This window comes from uncultured Shimia sp. (assembly GCF_913054185.1).
Lineage (GTDB): Bacteria > Pseudomonadota > Alphaproteobacteria > Rhodobacterales > Rhodobacteraceae > Shimia.
This window is the reverse complement of sequence record NZ_CAJXIV010000072.1, coordinates 1-21445: the sequence shown is the minus strand read 5'-3', so window position 1 is coordinate 21445 and position 21445 is coordinate 1. Positions and strand designations below refer to the sequence as shown.

The following is a 21445-nucleotide window of genomic DNA, read 5'->3' as shown; positions in this document are numbered from 1 at the left end:
CAGCTGTCACAGCCGACGGAGGTTGGCACGTTGATGGTCTTTTGCAGGCCTGCGAAGGCGTCTTCGAGCGAGACACGCAGGTTGTAGCGCAGATCTGCGCCACGGGAGGCCCGTTGGCGCCCGCCACCGCGTTGACCGCCGCCGCTCCCCATAAAGTCGCCAAACAGGTCGTCAAAAACGTCTGAGAAGGCAGAGGAGAAATCGCCACCGGGGTGTCCGCCGCGTTGTCCGCCGCCACCACCGCCCATGCTGCCGTCAAAGGCGGCGTGGCCGAATCGGTCGTAAGCCGCTTTTTTTTCAGCGTCTTTTAGAATTTCGTGGGCCTCGTTGGCCTCTTTGAACTGTGCTTCGGCGTCCGGATTGTCCGCATTGCGGTCCGGGTGCAGTTCTTTGGCTTTCTTGCGATAGCCTTTCTTAATTTCGTCTGCCGAGGCCCCTTTGCTGACGCCAAGCACCTCGTAGAAGTCACGTTTTGCCATGGGGGTACTCCTTTGGCCGGATTGAAAAGGGCCGATCCGGAAGTCGGACCGGCCCGATTTTCAGGTCCGTTACGCTGTGATTAGCGCTGTTTGTCGTCCAGGTCTTCGAAGTCAGCGTCAACGATGTCATCGTCAGCCGCAGGACCTGCATCCATGTCAGGTGCCTCTTCGCCGGCCTCTTCCTGAGCGTTCTTGTAGATCGCTTCGCCCAGACGCATGGCCACTTCCATGACGTTCTGGATGCCCGACTTCAGCTTCTCAGCTGTGACCTCTTCATTGTCCAGCTCATCTCTCAGTGCGGCCACAGCCAGCTCGATAGCTTCAACAGTGGATGGGTCCACTTTATCGCCATGCTCGGCCACCTGTTTCTCGGTGTCGTGCACGAGGCTTTCGGCCTGGTTGCGAGCTTCAATCATCTCGCGACGATCTTTGTCAGCCTCGGCGTTGTCTTCGGCGTCTTGCACCATCTTTTCGATGTCAGCGTCAGACAGGCCACCAGATGCCTGGATGGTGATCTTCTGCTCTTTGCCGGTGCCTTTGTCAGCTGCGCCCACAGACACGATGCCGTTGGCGTCGATGTCAAAGGTCACTTCGATCTGAGGCATGCCACGTGGGGCAGGCGGGATGTTTTCGAGGTTGAACTGGCCGAGGATCTTGTTGTCCGCTGCCATTTCGCGCTCACCCTGGAACACACGGATAGTCACGGCGTTCTGGTTGTCTTCGGCGGTGGAGAACACCTGAGACTTTTTGGTAGGGATCGTGGTGTTGCGGTCAATCAGACGGGTAAACACGCCGCCGAGGGTTTCGATGCCCAAGGACAGTGGGGTCACGTCCAGCAGAACCACATCTTTTACGTCACCCTGCAGAACACCGGCCTGAATGGCGGCGCCCATGGCAACCACTTCGTCCGGGTTCACACCTTTGTGTGGCTCCTTGCCGAAGAACTTGGTCACTTCCGCGATCACCTTTGGCATGCGGGTCATACCACCCACGAGAACCACTTCGTCGATCTCGTTTGCGGACAGGCCTGCGTCTTTCAGAGCGGCGGCGCAAGGCTTCAACGACGCTTTGATCAGGTCGTTGACCAGGCTTTCCAGCTTGGCACGGGTCAGTTTGATGACCATGTGCAGCGGGGTGCCGGTGGCCGGGTCCATGGAGATAAACGGTTGGTTGATCTCGGTCTGGCTGGCGGAGGACAACTCGATCTTGGCTTTTTCGGCGGCTTCTTTCAGACGCTGCAGGGCCATTTTGTCTTTGGTCAGATCGACGTTGTGCTCTTTTTTGAACTGATCCGCGAGGTAGTTCACGATGCGCATGTCGAAGTCTTCACCACCTAGGAACGTGTCACCGTTGGTGGATTTCACTTCAAACAGGCCGTCGTCGATTTCGAGGATGGTCACGTCGAAGGTACCGCCGCCGAGGTCATAGACCGCAATGGTTTGGGTTTCTTCTTTGTCCAGACCGTAGGCCAGAGCGGCTGCGGTTGGCTCGTTGATGATGCGCAGCACTTCGAGGCCAGCAATTTTGCCGGCGTCTTTGGTGGCCTGACGCTGAGCGTCGTTGAAGTAGGCAGGCACAGTGATGACCGCTTGGGTCACGTCTTCGCCGAGGTAGCTTTCAGCGGTTTCTTTCATCTTACCAAGAATGAAAGCAGACAGCTGTGACGGGGAGTATTTCTCACCCTTGGCTTCGACCCATGCGTCACCGTTGCCGCCGTTGACCACGGAGAACGGCATGTTCTTCAGATCTTTGGCCAGCGCGGCGTCGTCACGGCGACGGCCGATCAGGCGTTTCACACCAAACACGGTGTTTTCTGGGTTGGTGACAGCCTGGCGCTTGGCCGGCTGACCGACGAGACGTTCGTCGTCGGTGAACGCGACGATGGACGGCGTGGTGCGCGCACCTTCGGCGTTTTCGATCACTTTTGGCTGGGAACCATCCATGATGGCTACGCAGGAGTTTGTTGTACCGAGATCGATACCAATAACTTTGCTCATATTTGATCCCTTTCACGTAAGGCGATTTTCAAGGTCGGACCCGTTGTGGCATCCAAGCCTCGATCCAGTTGCATTCCGACGGTGTGCCGGTATGCGCTTCGCAGCGTATATAGGGAGCATGAATTTATGCTGCAAGCGTCTCAATTGGGGGATTGTGTCGGATTCGCTACAAATTATGCTGCATTTTAGATATGAGGCGGTAAAAAGTGACCGAACCCTTAAAAATTGCCGGTTTTAAGATTTTCAAAGAACACTTGAATGCGGCTGAGCAGGCGGGGATGGTCGCGGATTTGCGGGCTGTGGCGCAGGCTGCACCGATGCGGCGTCCGGTCACGCGCGGCGGCAAACAGATGAGTGTGCGGATGACCAGCGCCGGGCGGGTTGGTTGGATCAGCGACAGGCGTGGGTATCGCTACGAGCCGCAACATCCAGACGGAACGGATTGGCCTGCAATACCGGCGCGGATATTGCGGCTTTGGCAAGATCTCACCGGTTTCGAGCGAAAGCCAGATTGTTGCCTGATCAATTTCTACGGCGAGGGTGCGCGCATGGGGCTGCATCAGGACAATGACGAGGGTGATTTTGCCTATCCCGTTGTGTCAGTGAGCCTTGGGGATGATGGGCTGTTTCGCATGGGAGACTCAGAGCGGGGCGGTAAGACGCAGTCACTCTGGCTCAGTTCCGGTGATGTGGTGGTGATGGGCGGCGCGGCGCGTTTGGCGTATCACGGCGTGGATCGTATCCGGTTTGGCAGTTCGTCGCTGTTGCCGGACGGGGGGCGGATCAACATCACACTGCGGGTGGTGCAGGGTTAAGGCACAATCGAGCAGCATCCTTCGTAGCCGGTCGCGTCGCTGCCATTGTGAAAAAACAGATCGATATCCAGTCCAAAGTTGCGGTCTGACATGCCGTCATGGCAGGCCTCGCGCCGTATCACCGCAGAGAAATTCCCCTCCGGGCCAACGCCGCCAAGGCCAATGGCCAGGTCGGGACGAGCAGTTTGGCCTGATTGCCAGTTGATGGAATAAGTGACTGTCTCTTCCAGGGCCATAGCCGCAAAAACAGCTTGGCCTGAGGTGTTGCTGTTGATGGAAAAATCCCAAAACGGCTCGGTGCCACCACATCTGAGTTTTGCGCCGGGGTGCGCCCAGTGATCACCGGGGACGGGCATCAGGTACCGCAGTGCCACCCAACCGCTGGTTTCCATCGCATTCACCAACCCCCAACGGGCGTCCTCAGACAGGCTTACGACTTCAATATTGCGGGCGTTGAAAGCCAGCTCTGCAATAATTGGTGTGTTTGTGCTGGGCTCTTCGCGGATGTTGAGCACGTCATCATGGGCAACACCGGTGACATCATAGAGCGCAGGGAATGGATCGGCCAAAAGCGTGACGGGCCACAGGAAGAGGAGGGCCAGCCAGCGGATCACCGGCGCGCGCTCCAGGATAGAGACGCGTGTTTGCGGGTGTAGAACTCGCCCATGAGGCCCACCATCAACAGCACCACTCCGACGATGAGGGGATACTCGATAGAGGAGTTGCGCGGAAAATAGTTGATGAAGGCAAAGCCGCGGGCCTGGTCGATGCAGTGGAACAAAGGGTTCCAGTCAAACATCGCCAGCATGAAGGGCGGCAGGGTGTTGGCGACAAACATTTTGCCAGAGGCAATCATATTGGCGCGGGCGTAGACAGTGTTGGCGATGCCGACAAATGTCGGGAACCAGGGTTTCAGCGCCAGAAACACGGTGCCAATGGCCAAGCCGGTGAACCACGCCACCAGCAACATGCCAAAGGTTGGAATGGGCTGGTCGATCTCAAACGGGGTGAAAGCCACGTGATAAACAAACAGGATCGCGGCCAGAGACAGCACTTGAATGTACAAAGTGCCCAGGGCTGCAGATAAAATTGCGATGATGGTGTTCATCGGCGCATGTTTCATCATCGGCGAAGAGGGGCCTTCAGAGCCGACCACAGACCCCATGGTTTTGGTATGGGTCATAAACAGGAAGACGCCGGACATGATGTAGACCAGAAAATCGCCCCGCAGGGCGGCGCCGCGCAGGCCAAGGACGGAGAACATGACATAGAAGGCCATCACGAAGATCACCGTTTGCAGCATGTTCATGGCAATCGACATCAGCGCATTGCCATGGCTTTTGCGCACGCTGCGGACAATGGCGTGGTAGATCAGCTCGGCGATATTGAGCGCCGAAGCGAAGGTCGTTTTGGGTGCGGATTGCTGAAACATTGCCTGTGCCGATTGCGGAGCGTCCCTAGGATGACAGGGAAATCTTGCCGTTCTGTTACGCAGCAAGCATAAGGGGCACGGTAGAAATAAACAACAAATGCCTTTTAGGAGAAATCCATTGAATTACGATACTTTGATTCCAGTTATTCGTAAGCTTTCCATCGAAGCTGGTGCGGAAATTATGAAGATTTATCAAGCAGATGACTTTGATGTGAAGACCAAAAGCGATGACAGCCCAGTGACGGCAGCAGATGAGGCGGCAGATGCGCTGATTTCTGCAGGTCTGCGCGCGGCTTTTCCGGATGTGATGCTGGTCACTGAAGAGCAGTCGGAGAGCCATACAGCAAAAGGCGATACATTTCTGATCGTTGACCCGCTGGATGGCACCAAAGAGTTCATCCACCGTCGTGGCGACTTCACTGTGAACATCGCCTATGTGGAAAAAGGTGTGCCGCAGCGTGGCGTGGTCTATGCACCGGCGCGGGAGCGGATGTTCTTTACGCAGGCTGACGGCCAAGCGGTGGAAGAGACCGGTGCCTTTGATCCGGACACCGTGGGTGATCTGAAAGCCATCAACGTGTCGGACAGTGACAACAGTGCGCTTTACGTGGTGGCGTCCAAATCGCACCGCGATCAGGCGACCGATGATTACATCAACAAATACAATGTCAAAGATATGAAGAGTGCGGGCTCCTCGCTGAAGTTCTGCCTGGTGGCCACGGGCGAAGCGGATGTGTATCCGCGTGTGGGTCGCACAATGGAGTGGGACACGGCGGCTGGTCATGCGGTGTTGTTGGGCGCAGGTGGTGACGTTGTGCGGTTTGATGACCACACGCCGCTCAAATACGGCAAAGACGATTTTGCAAACCCGTTCTTCATTGCCTACGCGCCTAAAGTGGAGCTGAAAGAAGCCTGATGTCTGTATTGATCGTCATTCCGGCGCGCTACGCGTCCACACGATATCCCGGCAAACCGCTGGCGGAACTCAAAGGCGCAACCGGGGAGGCCAAAAGCCTGATCCGGCGCAGTTGGGAAGCGGCCAGTGCGGTCAAAGGTGTGGATCGTGTGGTTGTGGCGACGGATGACGATCGCATCAAAGAGGCAAGTGAGGCCTTTGGCGCGGAGGTGGTGATGACTTCGCCGGCTTGCGCCAATGGCACGGAACGCTGTGCCGAGGCGTTTGACGTGCTGGGCGGTGGCTATGAGATTGTGGTGAACCTGCAAGGCGATGCGCCGCTGACGCCCGCGTGGTTTGTCGAAGACCTGGTTGCAGGCCTTAAAGGGGACCCGATGGCGGAGGTGGCGACACCGGTGTTGCGCTGTGACGGGCGCGCGCTTAACGGGTTTTTGGAAGATCGTAAGGCCGGGCTCGTGGGTGGCACCACGGCAGTGTTCACCAAAGACCGTCATGCGCTGTATTTCTCCAAAGAGGTGGTGCCGTTTACCGATGCGACATTTGCCGACGAAGATGCCACGCCGGTGTTCCACCATGTGGGGGTCTATGCCTATCGGCCGTCAGCGCTGGGCGCGTATCCGCGCTGGGAGTCGGGGCCGCTCGAGCAGCTTGAAGGGCTGGAGCAGTTGCGGTTCATGGAACATGGGCGGCAGGTGTTGTGTGTTGAAGTGGAGGCGCGGGGGCGGCAGTTCTGGGAGTTGAACAACCCCGAAGATGTGCCGCGCCTTGAGGCAATGATGGCGCAGATGGGCACCGCATGATGCCGCCCGCCGGACAACCTACCATCAGTGTGGTGGTGGTGAGCCGGCGGCGCCCGGAGGCGTTGAAACGCGCCTTGGTGGGCATTTCGCAGCTGCGCTATCCAGCGTTTGAAGTTGTGGTGGTGGCGGATGCGGCGGGGTTGGCGGCGGCCAAAAGCCTGCCGTTTGGCGATCAGCTCAAAACCGTGGAATACGAGACGCCAAATATCTCAGCGGCACGCAATCGTGGGATTGCGCATGCGGCGGGCGAGATTGTGGCGTTTGTGGATGACGATGCGGTGCCGGAAACCGGCTGGTTGCACCATCTGGCGGCGCCGTTTGCCAAGCCAGACGTCGCGGCAGCAGGCGGATATGTGCGCGGGCGCAACGGGATCAGTTTTCAATGGCAAGCGCAGAGTGTGGATGGCACAGGGGCGGGTTTGCCACTGGAGATTGACGGCGACGACCCGGTGGTTCTGACCCCGGATGGGCAGCGGGCGATCAAGACCGAAGGCACCAATATGGCGTTCCGGCGCGAGGTGTTGGCAGAGCTGGGCGGTTTTGATCCGGCGTTTCACTACTATCTGGACGAGACCGATCTGAACCTGCGGCTGGCGGCGGCGGGGTACAAAACTGCGATTGTGCCACGTGCCGAGGTGCATCACGGTTACGCCGAAAATCAACAGCGCACGGCGGCGCGGGTGCCGCGGGATCTGAGCGAGATTGGCGCGAGCAAGGCGGTGTTTCTGCGAAAGCATTGTCCGGAAGGGCAGAGGGACGCGGTCTGGAAAGCCTTTTGCCAGGCGCAGCGACGGAGGTTGGTCGCCCATATGGTGGCGGGGCACGTCGTGCCTGGTGATGTGCGGCGGCTGCTGTGGGGGTTGCAGCAGGGGCACGCGGACGGTTTGACCCGTGTGCTGGGGCAGACGCCAGAGCTGACACACGCGGCGGACGGGTTTTCACCGCTGGACGTGAAGGCGGGGCCGCAGGTTGTGATGTTTGGGCGTTTTTGGCGACGGAAGGCCATTTTGCGCGAAGCCAAACAAGCGGCACAGGATGGGAAATCTCCATCGGTCTTTATCTTCTCGCGCACGGGGTTGTTTCATTCGGTGCGGTTTGATCCGGCGGGCTTTTGGGTGCAACGCGGCGGGCTGTTTGGTCGCTCGGAGCGGCGCCAGTCGCTGTTCCGCATTGGTGGGTATGGCGCCCGGTTGCGGCTGGAATTTCAACGGGTTGCGGCGCAGCGGCTTTTGTCGGAGACACTGTTGCCGAAAAGATTGCAGACAAAACAACAGGCTCAGAAACGGAGCAGGACATGACGCAGGACCAACGACGCACCGCTTTGGTGACAGGCACCGCAGGGTTTATTGGCTTTCACGCCGCTGAGCGCCTGTTGCAGGAAGGCTGGACAGTCATCGGGCTGGACGCGATGACGGACTACTATGATGTGACTCTCAAAGAGCGGCGGCATGCGATCCTGAAGCAGAGCGGTCAGTTCACCGCCGTTGAGGACCGTCTTGAAGGCGAAGGTGTTTTGATGGCGTTGTTTGCACAGCACAAGCCGGATGTGGTGATCCATCTCGCGGCGCAAGCCGGCGTGCGCTATTCAATAGATGCGCCACGGTCTTATGTGGAAGCCAACCTTGTTGGGACGTTTGAGTTGCTCGAAGCGGCGCGGGCTTATCCGCCGCAGCATATGTTGCTGGCCTCGACCAGTTCAGCTTATGGCGCCAACACCGAGATGCCTTATGCGGAGATCCATAAGGCGGACAGTCAGATGTCGTTTTATGCGGCAACCAAAAAGGCCAATGAAGTCATGGCGCATTCCTATGCGCACCTTTATCACCTGCCGACCACGATGTTCCGGTTCTTCACCGTCTATGGGCCCTGGGGACGGCCGGATATGGCGCTGTTCAAATTCACCAAGGCGATTTTGGAAGGCAGCGCAATCGACATCTACAATCACGGAGATATGAGCCGGGATTTTACCTACATCGATGATCTTGTGACCGGGATTGTGAACCTGATTGAAGCTGTGCCAGAGACCGCAGGTGCGCGCGATGTGGCGCTCGAAGGTGATAGTTTGAGTGCGGTGGCGCCGTGGCGTGTGGTGAATATCGGCAATGGCCAACCCGTACAGTTGATGGCTTATGTCAAAGCCATTGAAGCCGCGCTTGGCCAAGAGGCCAAGAAGAACTTCATGGATATGCAACCCGGTGATGTGCCGGCTACTTGGGCGGATGCGCGGCTGCTGGAGCAGTTGACTGGCACCATTCCGCAGACGCCCGTCGAAGTGGGCGTTGCGAAATTTGTGGCGTGGTATCGCGAGTATTATGCGGAGTGATGTCCGTTAGGATTCACCCACAACAGAGAGCGCAGGGATTTTGGGCAACGGCGTGGCCACAACCTCGGTTTCTTCGGTTTCCACATAGCAGCGCAAAGTTGATGTGAGCAAGCTTTCGTCGCGCGTTTCAATGGCGCGACGGAGATCTTGAATTGCGCTGGCAATTTGCAATTCAGACAGCATTTTCTCCTGAGCTCGCATGATTTTTGGATGTGGCGTGGTGAGCATATCGCTGCCGATGAGCAGCTCCTCGTGCATTTTTTCGCCGTCCTGCAAACCCGTGAATGCAATTGGAATGTCGCCGCCGGGGTTGGCTTCGTCCCGGACTGAGTGCCCTGCAGCCTCGATCATTTTGCGGGCCATTTCGTAGATAGATACCGGCGCCCCCATGTGCAGCACAAAGACGTCACCACCGCGAGAGAACGTGCCGGTCAAAAGGACCAGGCGGACAGCCTCGTCGATGGTCATGAAGTAACGTGTGACGTTGGGGTGTGTCACGGTGACCGGACCCAGGTCACGGATTTGTTTCTGAAAAAGAGGGATTACCGAGCCGGAGGATCCCAGAACATTGCCAAAACGCACCATGGAAAATTTGGTGTGCTCAGATCGTTTGGCAAGATCCTGAATCACCAGTTCGGCCATGCGCTTTGTGCTGCCCATCGTAGATTGCGGGCGTACAGCTTTGTCGGTGGAGACCAAGATGAACCTGTCGACGCGCGCAAGGCGGGCTTCTTCGGCCAGCACGCGGGTGCCAATGACATTGTTGCGCACGCCTTCAAACGCATTGGTTTCAACCATGTTGACATGTTTGTAAGCTGCAGCGTGAAAAACCACCTCGATTTGGTGTTTCATCAGAGTTTCGCGCATCAACTCCGGATGCTCGATGCTGCCCAATACAGCGGTCATTCGCAGGCCGGGATACTCCTGGCGCAACTCGTTGGTAATTCGGTAAAGCGCGTATTCGCTGTGATCGACCAACACCAGGTTTTGAGGGCGGCAGCGCGCGATTTGACGGCACAGTTCGCCCCCAATGGAGCCGCCAGCGCCGGTCACAAGAATGCGGTGGTCGCGGTAGGTGCTTTCGGTTTGCGGCAGTTCGCTTTCAACGGCGTCACGGCCCAATAGGCTGTCCAGTTGGATTGGCGCTGCCGCGGTGACTTCTTCGCCACGTAGGACAATGTCGGCAAAAGACGGCATGGCCAGCACTTCACATTCCAGACCGGACAGACGTTTGCCGATGCGCAGCCGCACGGATTGATTGGCGGAGGGCATGGCCAGCACAACACGGTCGATGCGGTTGCGGCGTACAATTGAGGCGATGCGTTTGGGGGAGTGAACTTTAAGGCCCAAGATTGTCAGTTTTTGCAAGTTCGGGTCGTCGTCAACAAAGCCGAACGCCTTAAATTCGTGATCGGTTTGCAGGGCAGCGGCCATCTGTTGCCCGGTTTGTCCTGCACCGTAGATCAGGACCTGTTTTCGCGGCATCTGTGTGGTGTAAATGCGCTCCACAATCCGAAGCATCAAAAATCGGCTGCCTACGGAGAGGAAAGCAAACAAAGCGCCAAACTCCACCATGGTGCTAAGCCCAAGATGGGACGGTCCAATGGCTTCGGAGACGATGAAACCGGTCACGGACAGAGCAGCTGCGACGATGAACACTTTGGCAACTTCGTCGATGCCAAAAGTGTTAAGTTTCACGCGGTTCAGGCCAAAACCGTGTAGGGCGATTGCACCAGCGGCAAGAACCGCAGGGAGGTACCACGCCACGGTCATCCATTGAGTCGATTCGGCTGTGTTAGAAAATGCCAGGCAGAGCGCGAGAACGATTGCCGTTAGGTCAACACTCAGCAGCACACAGGCTTTCTGAAAATGCGTCAGATTGGATAGAACTTTGAAAAGCATAATTTTTGCTCACAAATCGGGTCAAATAGGATCGTCAAAAAATACGTCTTGAGACTTTGCTCGAAAATGTGGGAATTCTTCCCGGAAGAGTATTTGCCTTGGGTGGTTTTTGAGTGCCGTCACGCTGAGGCGCTGTTTGGTTATAATGTAGTTTGATAAGAATTTGAATTGGTTTCTAGCACATCTGTCGCCATCTGCCAAAGATTGGATCTCTAATGCCTAAATAAGTGGCAGACAGAATGTGCGGCAGGGGGTGATGAACGCGCTGCTGAACGCTTTTTGAGGGGGCCTTGGGGACACACCGGCGTAAAAGTTAACTCTGGGTGCTTGTTTTTGAACGGACACAGGCTCTAAAAGAGTGAAAAATTTATGAGGCGAATTATGCGGCGAGTGGGTTTGAAGGTAGTTGTGGCTTTAGCCATGCTCACCGTAGCAGCGTGCTCCCTGCCCCGCGGAGGGCCGATCGCGTCAGAGATTGTGGGCGAGTCTGCAATTCCGGATGACATCCAAGTCACCGAGGTGACACGTCAAAATGTCTCGCAAATCGGAAAATGGCCGGAGACTGGCTGGCACGGTCATTACCATTGGTTTGCGCGCACGCCTGGTTCCAAAAGCCGGATCATCCAGACCGGCGACATGGTCACGCTAACGGTTTGGGACAATCAAGAAAACTCGCTGTTGTTGGGCCCGGCTGATCGGTCTGTGCCGTTGCGGCCCGTGGAGGTTACGGAAGCAGGCACGATTTTTGTGCCTTACGTGAATGATATCATGGTGTCGGGTCTGACGCCCTATCAGGCGCGGGAGAAAATCCAGAGCCAGATGACGCCAATTGCCCCCTCTGCGCAGGTGCAGATTGATGTCACGCCGGGTCCGTCCAATTCAGTTGATGTTGTGACCGGGGTGGCGTCGCCAAGCCGGTTGCCGTTGTCTGATCGCAATGTCTCAATTTTGTCGGTGATTGCGCAAACCGGAGGGGTGAGCGAAAGCATCAATAACCCACTTGTACGCTTGCAGAGACAGGGCAAGTCGTATGAAATTCCATTGGACAGTTTGCTGAAAGACCCCGCCAAAAACGTGATCATGCGGGGTGGTGACCAACTCATAGTTGAGGAAGAAGAGCGCTACTTTATTGCGGTGGGATCCACCACAAAAGAAGAGCTGGTGTATTTTCACCAGGAACACATCACCGCAATGGAGGCGGTTTCGCTTTTGGGTGGTTTGAATGATGCCCGCGCCAACCCGCAGGCGTTGTTTATTCTGCGGCAATACCCAGACTCGGCAGTACGCCAAGACGGGACAGGCCCAACTTCGCAGCATGTGATTTTTCAGTTTGATCTGACCAAGGCTGATGAATTGTTTGGCGCCAAGAACTTCCAGGTACAGCCAGCGGACATTGTGGTGGCCAGTGAATCGGCAGTGAAGCCGGCGCAGGCTGTGATTGCCTTGATTGGGTCTATGTTTGCGATTGCCAACGTATTTAACTGATGCAGGCAGAAAACCTGCGCGTTGTATAGAAAACGACAGAAAATCGTGATATCGCAGAAAGTAATTTGAAGTACTAAATTCATAAACCAAATGATATTTTGTTGACAGGTGTCGTTGTTAGTGGCGCCGAGACACAGTGACCAGAGAGAGCAACTTATGCAGCGTAAAGTAACCAAGGCTATTTTTCCTGTCGCAGGTTTGGGGACCCGGTTTTTGCCGGCGACAAAATCAGTCCCGAAGGAAATCATGACGCTGGTGGATCGTCCGCTCATTCAATACGCAATTGATGAGGCGCGTGAAGCGGGCATCAAAGAGTTCATTTTTGTGACCTCGCGCGGCAAAGGCGCGCTTGAGGACTACTTTGATTGCGCGCCCCAATTGGAACAGACGCTGCGTGAAAAGGGAAAAACCGAGCTGTTGGAAGCCGTGGAAGCGACCAACATGGAAAGCGGTGCCATTGCCTATATCCGTCAACACAAAGCCATGGGGCTTGGTCACGCGGTGGCCTGTGCCAGCCGTCTGGTTGCGGATGAGCCGTTTGCGGTGATCCTACCGGATGATGTGATTGCCGGAGAGACGTCCTGTCTGAAACAGATGGTTGATGCGTATCAGGAAACTGGCGGCTGTATGGTTGCAGCGATGGAAGTGCCACCTTCGAAAGCATCGTCATACGGTGTACTGGACGTGAGAGAAGACATGGGCGCCATGGTGTCGGTCAAGGGGATGGTTGAGAAACCCGCGCCAGGAACCGAGCCATCCAACTTGGCTGTGATTGGGCGCTACATTCTAACGCCAGACATCTTCACCAACCTCAAAGGGCAGGGCGAGGGTGCGGGTGGAGAAATCCAGCTGACCGATGCGATTGCGACCGAAATTGCCAAAGGTCAAAACGTGTTTGGCTACCGTTTTCAGGGGCGTCGCTATGATTGTGGCTCCAAGGCGGGCTTTTTGCAGGCCACGGTGGCGTTTGCGCTTGAGCGGGAAGATCTGCGCGAGGAGCTGTCCCAGTATCTGGAAGAGCTGGTGGTTGCCCGCCGCGCTGCGGAATAAGACCTCCTGAAAGGACTACGATTGTGAACCACGTAATCGTTACAGGCGGCGCGGGCTATATCGGCTCGCACGCATGTAAGGCTTTGGCAAAGGCGGGCTATGTGCCAGTGACCTTTGACAATCTCAGCACTGGTTGGCAGGACGCCGTGAAATTTGGCCCGTTTGAGCAGGGGGATCTGCTGGATCGTGCGCGGCTGGATGCGGTTTTTGCGCAGTACAACCCAGTTGCGGTCATGCATTTTGCGGCGTTGTCTCAGGTTGGCGAAAGCATGAAGGAGCCGGGAAAATACTGGCTCAACAATGTGCAGGGGTCCCTCAATCTTATTGAGGCCACTGTTGACGCTGGGGTGCGCAATTTTGTGTTCTCCTCAACTTGTGCGACCTACGGCGATCATGACAATGTGACCTTGGATGAAAACGTCGAGCAACTGCCGATCAACGCTTATGGGGCCTCTAAGCGGGCCATTGAAGACATGTTGCGCGATTTTGAAGGCGCCACAGAACTTCAATCGGTGATTTTCCGCTATTTTAATGTGGCCGGGGCTGATCCAGAGGCCGAGGTGGGCGAATTCCATCAACCGGAAACGCATTTGATCCCACTGATGTTGGATGCAATTGACGGTAAGCGTGATGCGCTGACGATTTTTGGCACGGATTACGACACGCCGGATGGCACCTGTATTCGCGACTATGTGCATGTCTGTGACCTGGTTGATGCGCATGTGCTGGGCTTGCAACGCCTTTTGGAGGGTCGTGGCAGTCAGGTGTTTAATCTAGGCACTGGCACCGGCTTCTCTGTGCGCGAAGTGATTGACCAATCCCGCGCCGTGACCAACCGCGCAGTTCCCTACAATGAGGGGGACCGTCGCCCGGGGGATTGCACCAAATTGGTGTCTGGCTCGACACGGGCGGAGAAAGAGCTAGGGTGGACCCCCAAACGCTCCAAGATGGACCTGATGATTGCCGATGCATGGAGATGGCATCAGACCGGGCATTACGACAAGTAATCCTCCCGCTCGATTGTTGGAAATGACACGTGTGCTGGCCCTGACGGGGCGGCGCCCCTCCGGTGTGGATCGGGTGTGCGTGGCGTATTTACGAGCTGTTTTGGCTGATAGCGTGCCGTGTTTCGGGTTGGTGCGCACAGGCCTGGGGTATGTGCTGCTGGATCAGGCTGGCATGCAGGCGTGCCTGGAGGCGCTTGAAGGGCATCGCAGCTGGCCCGTGCCGGATTTCTTGTCTCGGATACGTCATCGGGTGAACAGCCCACGGCAGGTGCCGGATACAATGGCGCGGCAGGTGGCTGTTGCCCGCACGCGGCCACGTGGATTGGGGCGGATGCTGCGGCGGCGTCTGCCAAGCGGAACAGTTTACCTCAACGTGGATCAAACCACGTTTTCCAAGCGGGTGGCGCAGGCGGTCAAGTCGGTGAACGGCGCCAAGGTGACGGTGTTTCTGCACGACACCATCCCGTTGGATCACCCTCAGTATCAAACCGCGCACTCGGTGCAAAAATTGGAGGCCATTCTAAAGCGCTGTGCCACCTATGCCGACCTAATCCTGACCAATTCCCATGTGTCGGCCTGCGACATCGCCCGGCACATGGCGCCGTTGGGGGAGATCCCACCTGTTGAGGTTGCGCATCTTGGTGTGGAGGTTGATTTTTTCGAAGTTGAGAACAATGGCGGTGTGACAGAAATCCCTGCGCCGTATTTTTTATGCTTAGGCACCATTGAGCCACGTAAGAACATCCTCTTTTTGATCGATCTTTGGGAAGGTATGGCTGAGCGGGTTTCACAGGAAGAAATGCCTCGTTTGGTGATTGCCGGGCGGCGTGGCTGGGAAAGCTCTGAGGTGTTTGAGCGCCTCGAATCATCGCCACTCAGGGATGAGTTTCTGTTGGAATTTAATGATTTAGACGATGCAGACCTATTATCCCTCATGGCAGGGGCTGCTGGGCTTTTGTTTCCGAGCCACGCAGAGGGCTTTGGATTGCCTCCGGTGGAGGCCGCGGCCATGGGGGTTCCAGTGGTGGCCAACACCTTGCCTGTTTTGCGGGAAATTCTTGGGGATTATCCCATTTACGCAAGCGTTTCAGATGTTTATCAATGGGAAACAATCGTCGGATCTTTGGCAGCAAGCAGGAAGGTCGGATCAGGATCAAAGCCGCGTTTTTCCCCGCCGACTTGGGAAGCGCATTTCAATACGGTCTTAAGGGTCACGTGATACACCCTGTGGCTGGACCTTCACGCAAGAAGAAAGGTTGAGGGACAGGGGTGAGCGCGCTGCAAACATATCGGCTTCGGGTGAAACGTCGGCACCGGCTTGTGCGCGCGATCCGAAAGCGACGCGAGTTGCGCAGCATGGTGGACCGGACGGCGCAGATCAAACCGTCTGATCTGTTGGCGTTCTCGACCTTGCGCAACGAGCATATTCGATTGCCCTATTTCCTCGACTACTACCGCAACAAGGGCATTGATCATTTTTTGATCGTGGACAATGACAGCGACGATGGCTCGCTTGAATACCTGATGGAACAGCCGGATGTGTCGGTGTGGCACACGCGCAAGAGCTATAAGAAATCCAAGTTTGGCGTGGATTGGCTCAACTGGTTGCAGTTCCGCTATGGTCACAACCATTGGTGTTTGGTGGTCGATCCGGACGAATTCTTTATCTACCCGTTTTGTGACACGCGGCCGATCCGGGCGTTAACCGATTGGCTGGATGCCAGCTCAATTAAATCGTTTAGTGCGATGTTATTGGACATGTATCCACGCGGGCCGATCACGGAGCAGCCTTACCAAGCAGGTCAGGATCCGATGGACATTGCCTGCTGGTTTGACGCGGGCAACTATACGATGGCCAAAAACCCGCAATACGGAAATTTGTGGATTCAAGGTGGCCCACGGTCGCGGGTGTTTTTCCCGAATGAGCCTGAGTTGGCCCCGGCATTGAACAAGATTCCGCTGGTGAAGTGGAACCGGCGGTATTGCTATGCCAGCTCGACCCATATGTTGCTGCCGCGAGGCTTGAACCAGGTGTTTGATGAATGGGGTGGTGAAAAAGCGTCAGGTTTGCTGCTGCATGCCAAATTCCTAGATACGTTCACGGCCAAAGCAGACGAGGAGTTGGAGCGCAACCAGCACTATTCAGCCAGCGTGGAATACAAGGCGTATGCCGAGCGGCTGCGTGACAGTCCTGAGCTGTGGTGCAAATGGAGCGAAAAATACATCAATTGGCGCCAGCTTGAGATTCTGGGGCTCATGTCCAAGGGGAACTGGGCATGAGTGTTGGTATTCTCATGTTGGTGCACACGGCGTTTGACCGCGCCGAGCAGGTGGCACGGCATTGGACCAAATACGGCTGCCCAGTGGTGATCCACGTCGATGCGTCGGTGAAGCCCAAGGTCTACAAAAAGTTTCTCAAAGCGTTGGGCGATGTGCCGGATGTGCGGTTCAGCAAACGGCACAAATGTGAGTGGGGCGATTGGGGCCTGGTGGCCGCCAGCCAATCTGCGGGCGAGACCATGCTCGCCGAATTCCCTGAGGTGCGCCACATCTACCTGTCATCTGGCTCGTGTCTGCCACTGAGGCCGGTGCAGGAGCTGAAAGACTATCTGGAAGCGCGGCCGCGTACCGACTTTATCGAGAGTGCGACCACGGCAGATGTGCCCTGGACCGTTGGCGGGTTGGATGCGGAGCGCTTTACGTTGCATTTTCCATTTTCATGGAAGAAGCATCGTTTTCTGTTTGATAAGTGGGTGGATATACAGCGGTTCCTGAGGGTGAAACGCAAAATTCCCAATGGGATTGTGCCGCATATGGGCAGCCAGTGGTGGTGCCTGACACGGCAGACATTGTCCGCCATTCTGCAAGACCCAGACCGAGACACGTTTGACCGCTATTTCAAGCGGGTGTGGATCCCGGATGAGAGCTATTTCCAGACGTTGTCGCGGCTGTATTCGAGCAATATCGAGAGCCGATCGCTGACGCTTTCCAAGTTCGACTTCCAAGGTAAGCCACATATTTTTTATGACGATCACCTGCAATTGCTGCGGCGGTCGGATTGTTTTGTCGCCCGTAAGATCTGGCCACGTGCCACCAAGCTCTACAATGGATTTCTCCGCAGCCCCGAGGGCGCGATCAAGATGAGCGAACCCAATCCGGCGAAGATTGACCGGATATTTGCCAAGGCCGTGGAACGGCGGACCAAAGGGCGCACCGGGCTGTATATGCAGAGCCGCTATCCCAACGAAGGCTGGGAAAACGGGATGACCTTTGGCCGATACTCGATTTTTCAAGGCTTTGCGCAGCTGTTTGAGGACTTTGAGCCGTGGTTGGCGCGTGCGACGGGAGCGCGGGTGCATGGGCATTTGTTTGCACCGGAACGGGCCGAGTTTGAAGGGCGACAGAAAGTCATCAATGGCGCGCTGAGTGATGCGCCAAGGAACCGAGATTACAATTCGATTGCCTTTCTGACCAACCTGATTTGGAACACACGCGGTGAGCGCCAATGTTTCCAAGTGGGCCCACGTGATGAAGGCGCACCGGTGTGGTTCTTTGCCAAAGACCCCAATGCGCAAGTGTCGGTGATCAGTGGCGCTTGGGCGATCCCACTGTTCAAATCAAACCTGAACTTTGCTGATATTCGCAAAGAGGCGGCGCGGCTTCAAAAACTGGAAAATGACCAACTGTTTGCGTTGCGCAGCCCCTATGCCAAAGCACGGGTGCGGATTTGGACGCTGGCTGAGTTTATCGAGGCGCCGATGGAGCCACTGCAGACCATCATTGATGAGATTGGTCCGGAGAAAGCACGGCGTCTGTCCGAAGTGCCCAAGATGACAGATTTGACCGGTTTTGGTCAGTTCCTACAGAATCTGAAAAACCAAGGCATGCACCCTTACCTGATGGGTGATTTCCCGGTATCTCCAGGAGAGGTGGATCAAAAGAAGCCGCCGCGCAAACCCTATTTGGTGCAGTGATAGCCTATGACCAAACCCTTTGATTATTTTGTGGTCCTTGCCGAAATGCGGACCGGCTCCAATTTTTTGGAAGCCAATATCAACGGGTTTGAAAGGCTGAATTGCCTGGGTGAGGCGTTTAACCCGCATTTTATTGGCTACCCCAACAAAGATGATTGTCTGGGGGTGACGCTTGAGCAACGCACTGCGGATCCGCAGGTTTTGATTGATGCGGTGAAAGCCAATGAAGAGCTATCGGGTTTCCGGTATTTTCATGATCACGAGCCGCGCGTACTGAACACAATTCTGGATGATCCCCGTTGTGCCAAAATCATCCTGACCCGCAATCCATTGGACAGCTATGTCAGCTGGAAAATTGCGCAGGCCACCGGGCAGTGGAAACTGACGGATGTGCGGCGGCGGCGCGACAGCAAGGTGAAGTTTAACGGGGTTGAGTTCCGGCGGCACGTGGAAGAGTTGCAAGACTTTCAGGTCTCGTTGATGCGGTCCCTGCAGGTGAGCGGCCAGACCGCGTTTTACATTGCCTACGAGGATTTGCACGACATTCAGGTGATGAATGGTTTGGCAAAGTTCATTGGCCATGCGGGTGAGCTTGAGGAGTTGAACCAAAAGCTCAAGCGGCAAAACCCCAGCCCATTGTCGGAGAAAGTGTCCAATTTTGACGAGGTGACCTTGGCGCTGGCGGAGTTGGATCGGTTCAACCTCAACCGCACGCCAAACTTTGAGCCCCGCCACGGGGCCGCTGTGCCAAGTTATGTGGCCTGTGCGGTGGCGCCTTTGTTGTTCTTGCCGCTGCGGTCCGGGCCGCAGGCCACTGTGACGCAGTGGATGGCCAATGTTGATCGGATTGAGCCAGATGGGCTGATCCGCAGCTTCAGCCAAAAGAGCCTGCGGCAATGGAAAAAAGGCCACAGGGGGCACCGCAGTTTTACGGTGATCCGTCATCCGGTGGCACGGGTGCATGCGGCATTTTGCGACTGCATTTTGGCTGCCGAGCAAGGTGTCTATAAGAAGATCCGCAACACGCTGCGGCGGGTTTATAAGATGCCTTTGCCCAAAGATCCGCCGGGGAGTGATTACACGGCGGAAGAGCACAAAGCTGGATTTTTGGCGTTCTTGGGATTTGTGAAGGCGAATCTGGCCGGGCAAACCGGGATTCGGCAAGATGCGCATTGGGCCAGTCAGACCACCGCGTTGCAGGGATTCGGCGACGTGGCGCTGCCGGATATGATTGTGCGGGAAGACGAGATGATGAGCTATCTGCCGGCGCTGGCAATGCAGGTGGGGCGCATGGATGCGCCCGATCCTGTGGCCGTGGACCCTGGCCATCCGGTGGCGCTTGAGGCGATCTATGATGATGAGATCGAGAAGCTCTGTCAGGACATTTACAAGCGGGATTACATCGCGTTTGGATTTGAAGCCTGGAAGTAAAAACGCGCCGACAGCAGGGCTGCGGCGCGTCAAAAACTTTCTTAGGCAGCGCTGTCAGGCGGCCTGAACCTTGTCATCTTCGGTCAGGATCGTGAACAGCGTGGCGGCGTCCGGGTTTGCACGCAGCTTGGCGCAAATCGATGCTTCGCGCAGGTGACGAGACACTTTGGCCAGCGCTTTCAGGTGTTCGACACCCGCTTCTTCTGGTGCAAACAGCGCAAAGGCGATGTCGATGGGCTGGCGGTCCACCGCGTTGAAATCAACCGGCTTTTCCAACAAGATAAAAGCGCCAACAACGCTTTGTAGTTCTTGGAAACGCGCGTGCGGCAGCGCAACCCCGTGGCCCACGCCTGTGGGGCCAAGGGATTCACGTTCAATCAGGGCTTCGACGACGGCCGGCGCTTTCAGCCCGTAGGCTGACTCCGCAAGGTCGCCAAACTCCTGCAACAAACGTTTTTTGCTTGAGGCGGCTGTGACAACACGTACCGCCTCAGGCTTAAGGATCGTAGAAAGGTCCATAGGGCCTGTATCTCCGGAGCGGCGCTTTCTGCACCTACTCACTTATGCTTGCGGATCGATCCAGCCAATATTGCCGTCTTCACGGCGATAGACCACGTTCAATCCGTCTTTACCTTCGTTCTTGAAGACCAGCACCGGGGAGCCTGCGAGTTCCATCTGCATCACGGCTTCGCCAACGCTTAGAGATTGGATTTTGGTTTCCATCTCGGCAACGATGACCGGCTGCATCTCAGGTTCGGCTTCATGTTCTTCAGCTTCAGGCGCGAGGATATACGAGGAAGCGCCGAAAAGTTCAACCGGGTCCTGTCGTTCCTTATGGTGATCTTTCAAGCGGCGTTTGTAGCGGCGCAGCTGTTTGTCCATTTTTTCCGCACAGCTGTCGAAGGCGGCGTAGATTTCAGTTTCATGTGCTTTGGCCTGGGCGGTCAGTCCGGTGGACAAATGGACGGTGGCCTCGCAGACATATTCGTGCGCGTGTTTGGAGAACGTGATGGTCGCATCGGTGGGGCGGCCCGCATACTTCTCGAGCACACTGCCCAACTCCGTTTTCACGTGAGTTTGCAGAGCATCACCAACGTCGATGTGTTTTCCGGTAATCTGATAGCGCATCCTGTCTCCTTTTCGATGACATGTCGGACCACGGGCTTGAGCTGCCCGTTATCAGTTAGGTCCGAATGCTGGAAATCGACATTGTCGACCCTTGCGCAAGACCGGGCCTTTTTGAGAAGGCCGCCATGGTCACAGCGGGGAGTCGATCAAATGTCATAAATCCATTTGAGTGGGCCAAAGAGAAAGAGTCAATGATCGAGCGCAAATTAAGCGCATTTCTGCGCGGCTCAGGAGATGCGGAAGTTTTCACCTAGGTAAACGCGGCGCACGTTTTCGTTTTCGACCACTTCTTCCGGTGTGCCAGACATCAGCACTTTGCCATCGTGCAGAATGTAGGCGCGGTCGACAATTTCCAGCGTCTCGCGGACGTTGTGGTCGGTGATTAACACGCCAATGCCACGTTTTTTAAGATCGGCCACGAGATGGCGGATGTCGCCCACAGAGATCGGGTCTACACCGGCAAAGGGTTCATCAAGCAAGAGGTATTTGGGGTCGGCGGCCAAACAGCGGGCAATTTCGACCCGGCGGCGTTCCCCGCCGGACAGGGCCAAGGCTGGGGCGCGGCGCAGGTGTTCGATGGAGAACTCGCTGAGCAGCTCCTCGAGCCGTTCGCGGCGCTTGTGGCGGTCTTTGTGGGTGATGTCGAGGATGGCGGTGATGTTGTCTTCCACGGACAGCCCCCGGAAGATCGACATTTCCTGTGGCA

20 protein-coding genes are annotated in these 21445 nt (G+C 56.2%); 12 read left to right on the top strand and 8 right to left on the bottom strand.

The window, feature by feature from the left end:
- On the bottom strand, positions 1-479 hold a 479-nt coding region (locus QZ517_RS14305; protein WP_294228036.1), incomplete at its 3' end, for a DnaJ domain-containing protein.
- An 80-nt stretch (positions 480-559) separates the two neighbouring features.
- Positions 560-2476, bottom strand: a complete 1917-nt coding sequence (dnaK, locus tag QZ517_RS14300; RefSeq protein WP_294228035.1) for a molecular chaperone DnaK — start codon at positions 2474-2476, stop codon at positions 560-562.
- A 206-nt stretch (positions 2477-2682) separates the two neighbouring features.
- Here dnaK and QZ517_RS14295 point away from each other — a divergent pair, with 206 nt between their 5' ends.
- Positions 2683-3291, top strand: a complete 609-nt coding sequence (locus QZ517_RS14295; protein WP_294228034.1) for an alpha-ketoglutarate-dependent dioxygenase AlkB — start codon at positions 2683-2685, stop codon at positions 3289-3291.
- Here the strand turns inward: QZ517_RS14295 and QZ517_RS14290 are convergent.
- Both QZ517_RS14290 and QZ517_RS14285 read right to left on the bottom strand, forming a co-directional pair.
- Positions 3288-3905 carry an SH3 domain-containing protein gene (locus QZ517_RS14290; RefSeq protein WP_294228033.1) on the bottom strand — a complete coding sequence of 206 codons (618 nt, stop codon included), beginning with the start codon at positions 3903-3905 and terminating at the stop codon, positions 3288-3290. The two genes, QZ517_RS14295 and QZ517_RS14290, sit on opposite strands and share 4 nt — an antisense overlap.
- Positions 3902-4723 carry an ABC transporter permease gene (locus tag QZ517_RS14285; protein ID WP_294228032.1) on the bottom strand — a complete coding sequence of 274 codons (822 nt, stop codon included), beginning with the start codon at positions 4721-4723 and terminating at the stop codon, positions 3902-3904. Before QZ517_RS14285 ends, QZ517_RS14290 begins: the two co-directional genes overlap by 4 nt.
- A gap of 118 nt (positions 4724-4841) precedes the next feature.
- Here QZ517_RS14285 and cysQ point away from each other — a divergent pair, with 118 nt between their 5' ends.
- Genes cysQ through QZ517_RS14265 form a run of 4 tightly spaced genes read left to right on the top strand, consistent with a single transcriptional unit; the run spans position 4842 to position 8762 of the window.
- The gene (gene cysQ, locus QZ517_RS14280) at positions 4842-5639 is read left to right on the top strand and encodes a 3'(2'),5'-bisphosphate nucleotidase CysQ (protein WP_294228031.1); all 798 of its coding nucleotides are present in this window, start codon (positions 4842-4844) and stop codon (positions 5637-5639) included.
- Complete coding sequence (locus QZ517_RS14275; RefSeq protein WP_294228030.1) at positions 5639-6439, top strand: manno-octulosonate cytidylyltransferase; 801 nt, start codon at positions 5639-5641, stop codon at positions 6437-6439. The genes cysQ and QZ517_RS14275 overlap by 1 nt, the downstream gene beginning before the upstream one ends.
- Positions 6436-7737 (top strand): glycosyltransferase family 2 protein, encoded by a 1302-nt coding sequence (locus QZ517_RS14270; RefSeq protein ID WP_294228029.1) that lies wholly within the window; start codon positions 6436-6438, stop codon positions 7735-7737. The genes QZ517_RS14275 and QZ517_RS14270 overlap by 4 nt, the downstream gene beginning before the upstream one ends.
- Positions 7734-8762 carry an NAD-dependent epimerase/dehydratase family protein gene (locus QZ517_RS14265; RefSeq protein WP_294228027.1) on the top strand — a complete coding sequence of 343 codons (1029 nt, stop codon included), beginning with the start codon at positions 7734-7736 and terminating at the stop codon, positions 8760-8762. The genes QZ517_RS14270 and QZ517_RS14265 overlap by 4 nt, the downstream gene beginning before the upstream one ends.
- 6 nt (positions 8763-8768) lie before the next feature.
- Here QZ517_RS14265 and QZ517_RS14260 read toward each other — a convergent pair whose 3' ends face one another.
- Positions 8769-10664, bottom strand: a complete 1896-nt coding sequence (locus tag QZ517_RS14260; RefSeq protein ID WP_294228026.1) for a nucleoside-diphosphate sugar epimerase/dehydratase — start codon at positions 10662-10664, stop codon at positions 8769-8771.
- Between the two features lie 381 nt (positions 10665-11045).
- On the opposite strand from QZ517_RS14260, the gene QZ517_RS14255 reads away from it, so the two are divergent.
- From QZ517_RS14255 to QZ517_RS14225, 7 genes are all read left to right on the top strand, one after another.
- On the top strand, positions 11046-12149 hold the full coding sequence (locus tag QZ517_RS14255; RefSeq protein WP_294228025.1) for a polysaccharide biosynthesis/export family protein: 1104 nt from the start codon (positions 11046-11048) through the stop codon (positions 12147-12149).
- Between the two features lie 156 nt (positions 12150-12305).
- Complete coding sequence (gene galU / locus QZ517_RS14250; RefSeq protein ID WP_294228024.1) at positions 12306-13199, top strand: UTP--glucose-1-phosphate uridylyltransferase GalU; 894 nt, start codon at positions 12306-12308, stop codon at positions 13197-13199.
- Between the two features lie 23 nt (positions 13200-13222).
- Positions 13223-14206, top strand: a complete 984-nt coding sequence (gene galE / locus QZ517_RS14245) for a UDP-glucose 4-epimerase GalE (protein WP_294228023.1) — start codon at positions 13223-13225, stop codon at positions 14204-14206.
- A 22-nt stretch (positions 14207-14228) separates the two neighbouring features.
- Positions 14229-15425: a glycosyltransferase family 1 protein gene (locus tag QZ517_RS14240; RefSeq protein ID WP_294228021.1), complete on the top strand. Its 1197-nt coding sequence runs from the start codon at positions 14229-14231 to the stop codon at positions 15423-15425.
- A gap of 50 nt (positions 15426-15475) precedes the next feature.
- Entirely contained in the window at positions 15476-16486 is a 1011-nt protein-coding gene (locus QZ517_RS14235) for a glycosyltransferase family 2 protein (RefSeq protein WP_294228020.1), read from the top strand.
- Positions 16483-18180: a beta-1,6-N-acetylglucosaminyltransferase gene (locus QZ517_RS14230; protein WP_294228019.1), complete on the top strand. Its 1698-nt coding sequence runs from the start codon at positions 16483-16485 to the stop codon at positions 18178-18180. Before QZ517_RS14235 ends, QZ517_RS14230 begins: the two co-directional genes overlap by 4 nt.
- 6 nt (positions 18181-18186) lie before the next feature.
- Entirely contained in the window at positions 18187-19611 is a 1425-nt protein-coding gene (locus tag QZ517_RS14225; protein WP_294228018.1) for a sulfotransferase family 2 domain-containing protein, read from the top strand.
- Between the two features lie 54 nt (positions 19612-19665).
- On the opposite strand, the gene QZ517_RS14220 is transcribed toward QZ517_RS14225, so the two are convergent.
- The 3 genes from QZ517_RS14220 to lptB form a co-directional block, all read right to left on the bottom strand.
- Complete coding sequence (locus QZ517_RS14220; protein WP_294228017.1) at positions 19666-20130, bottom strand: PTS sugar transporter subunit IIA; 465 nt, start codon at positions 20128-20130, stop codon at positions 19666-19668.
- Between the two features lie 42 nt (positions 20131-20172).
- Positions 20173-20739, bottom strand: a complete 567-nt coding sequence (raiA, locus tag QZ517_RS14215; protein ID WP_294228016.1) for a ribosome-associated translation inhibitor RaiA — start codon at positions 20737-20739, stop codon at positions 20173-20175.
- Positions 20740-20966: 227 nt separating this feature from the next.
- The coding region (gene lptB / locus QZ517_RS14210) for an LPS export ABC transporter ATP-binding protein (RefSeq protein ID WP_294228015.1) at positions 20967-21445 on the bottom strand (479 nt) is incomplete at its 5' end.

Coding starts and splice junctions, on each gene's coding strand:
- dnaK (WP_294228035.1), bottom strand. CDS start 2,476: ATGAGCAAAGTTATTGGTATCGATCTCGGTACAACAAACTCCTGCGTA.
- QZ517_RS14285 (WP_294228032.1), bottom strand. CDS start 4,723: ATGTTTCAGCAATCCGCACCCAAAACGACCTTCGCTTCGGCGCTCAAT.
- QZ517_RS14275 (WP_294228030.1), top strand. CDS start 5,639: ATGTCTGTATTGATCGTCATTCCGGCGCGCTACGCGTCCACACGATAT.
- QZ517_RS14270 (WP_294228029.1), top strand. CDS start 6,436: ATGATGCCGCCCGCCGGACAACCTACCATCAGTGTGGTGGTGGTGAGC.
- QZ517_RS14265 (WP_294228027.1), top strand. CDS start 7,734: ATGACGCAGGACCAACGACGCACCGCTTTGGTGACAGGCACCGCAGGG.
- QZ517_RS14260 (WP_294228026.1), bottom strand. CDS start 10,664: ATGCTTTTCAAAGTTCTATCCAATCTGACGCATTTTCAGAAAGCCTGT.
- QZ517_RS14255 (WP_294228025.1), top strand. CDS start 11,046: ATGCGGCGAGTGGGTTTGAAGGTAGTTGTGGCTTTAGCCATGCTCACC.
- galU (WP_294228024.1), top strand. CDS start 12,306: ATGCAGCGTAAAGTAACCAAGGCTATTTTTCCTGTCGCAGGTTTGGGG.
- QZ517_RS14240 (WP_294228021.1), top strand. CDS start 14,229: ATGACACGTGTGCTGGCCCTGACGGGGCGGCGCCCCTCCGGTGTGGAT.
- QZ517_RS14230 (WP_294228019.1), top strand. CDS start 16,483: ATGAGTGTTGGTATTCTCATGTTGGTGCACACGGCGTTTGACCGCGCC.
- QZ517_RS14225 (WP_294228018.1), top strand. CDS start 18,187: ATGACCAAACCCTTTGATTATTTTGTGGTCCTTGCCGAAATGCGGACC.
- QZ517_RS14220 (WP_294228017.1), bottom strand. CDS start 20,130: ATGGACCTTTCTACGATCCTTAAGCCTGAGGCGGTACGTGTTGTCACA.
- raiA (WP_294228016.1), bottom strand. CDS start 20,739: ATGCGCTATCAGATTACCGGAAAACACATCGACGTTGGTGATGCTCTG.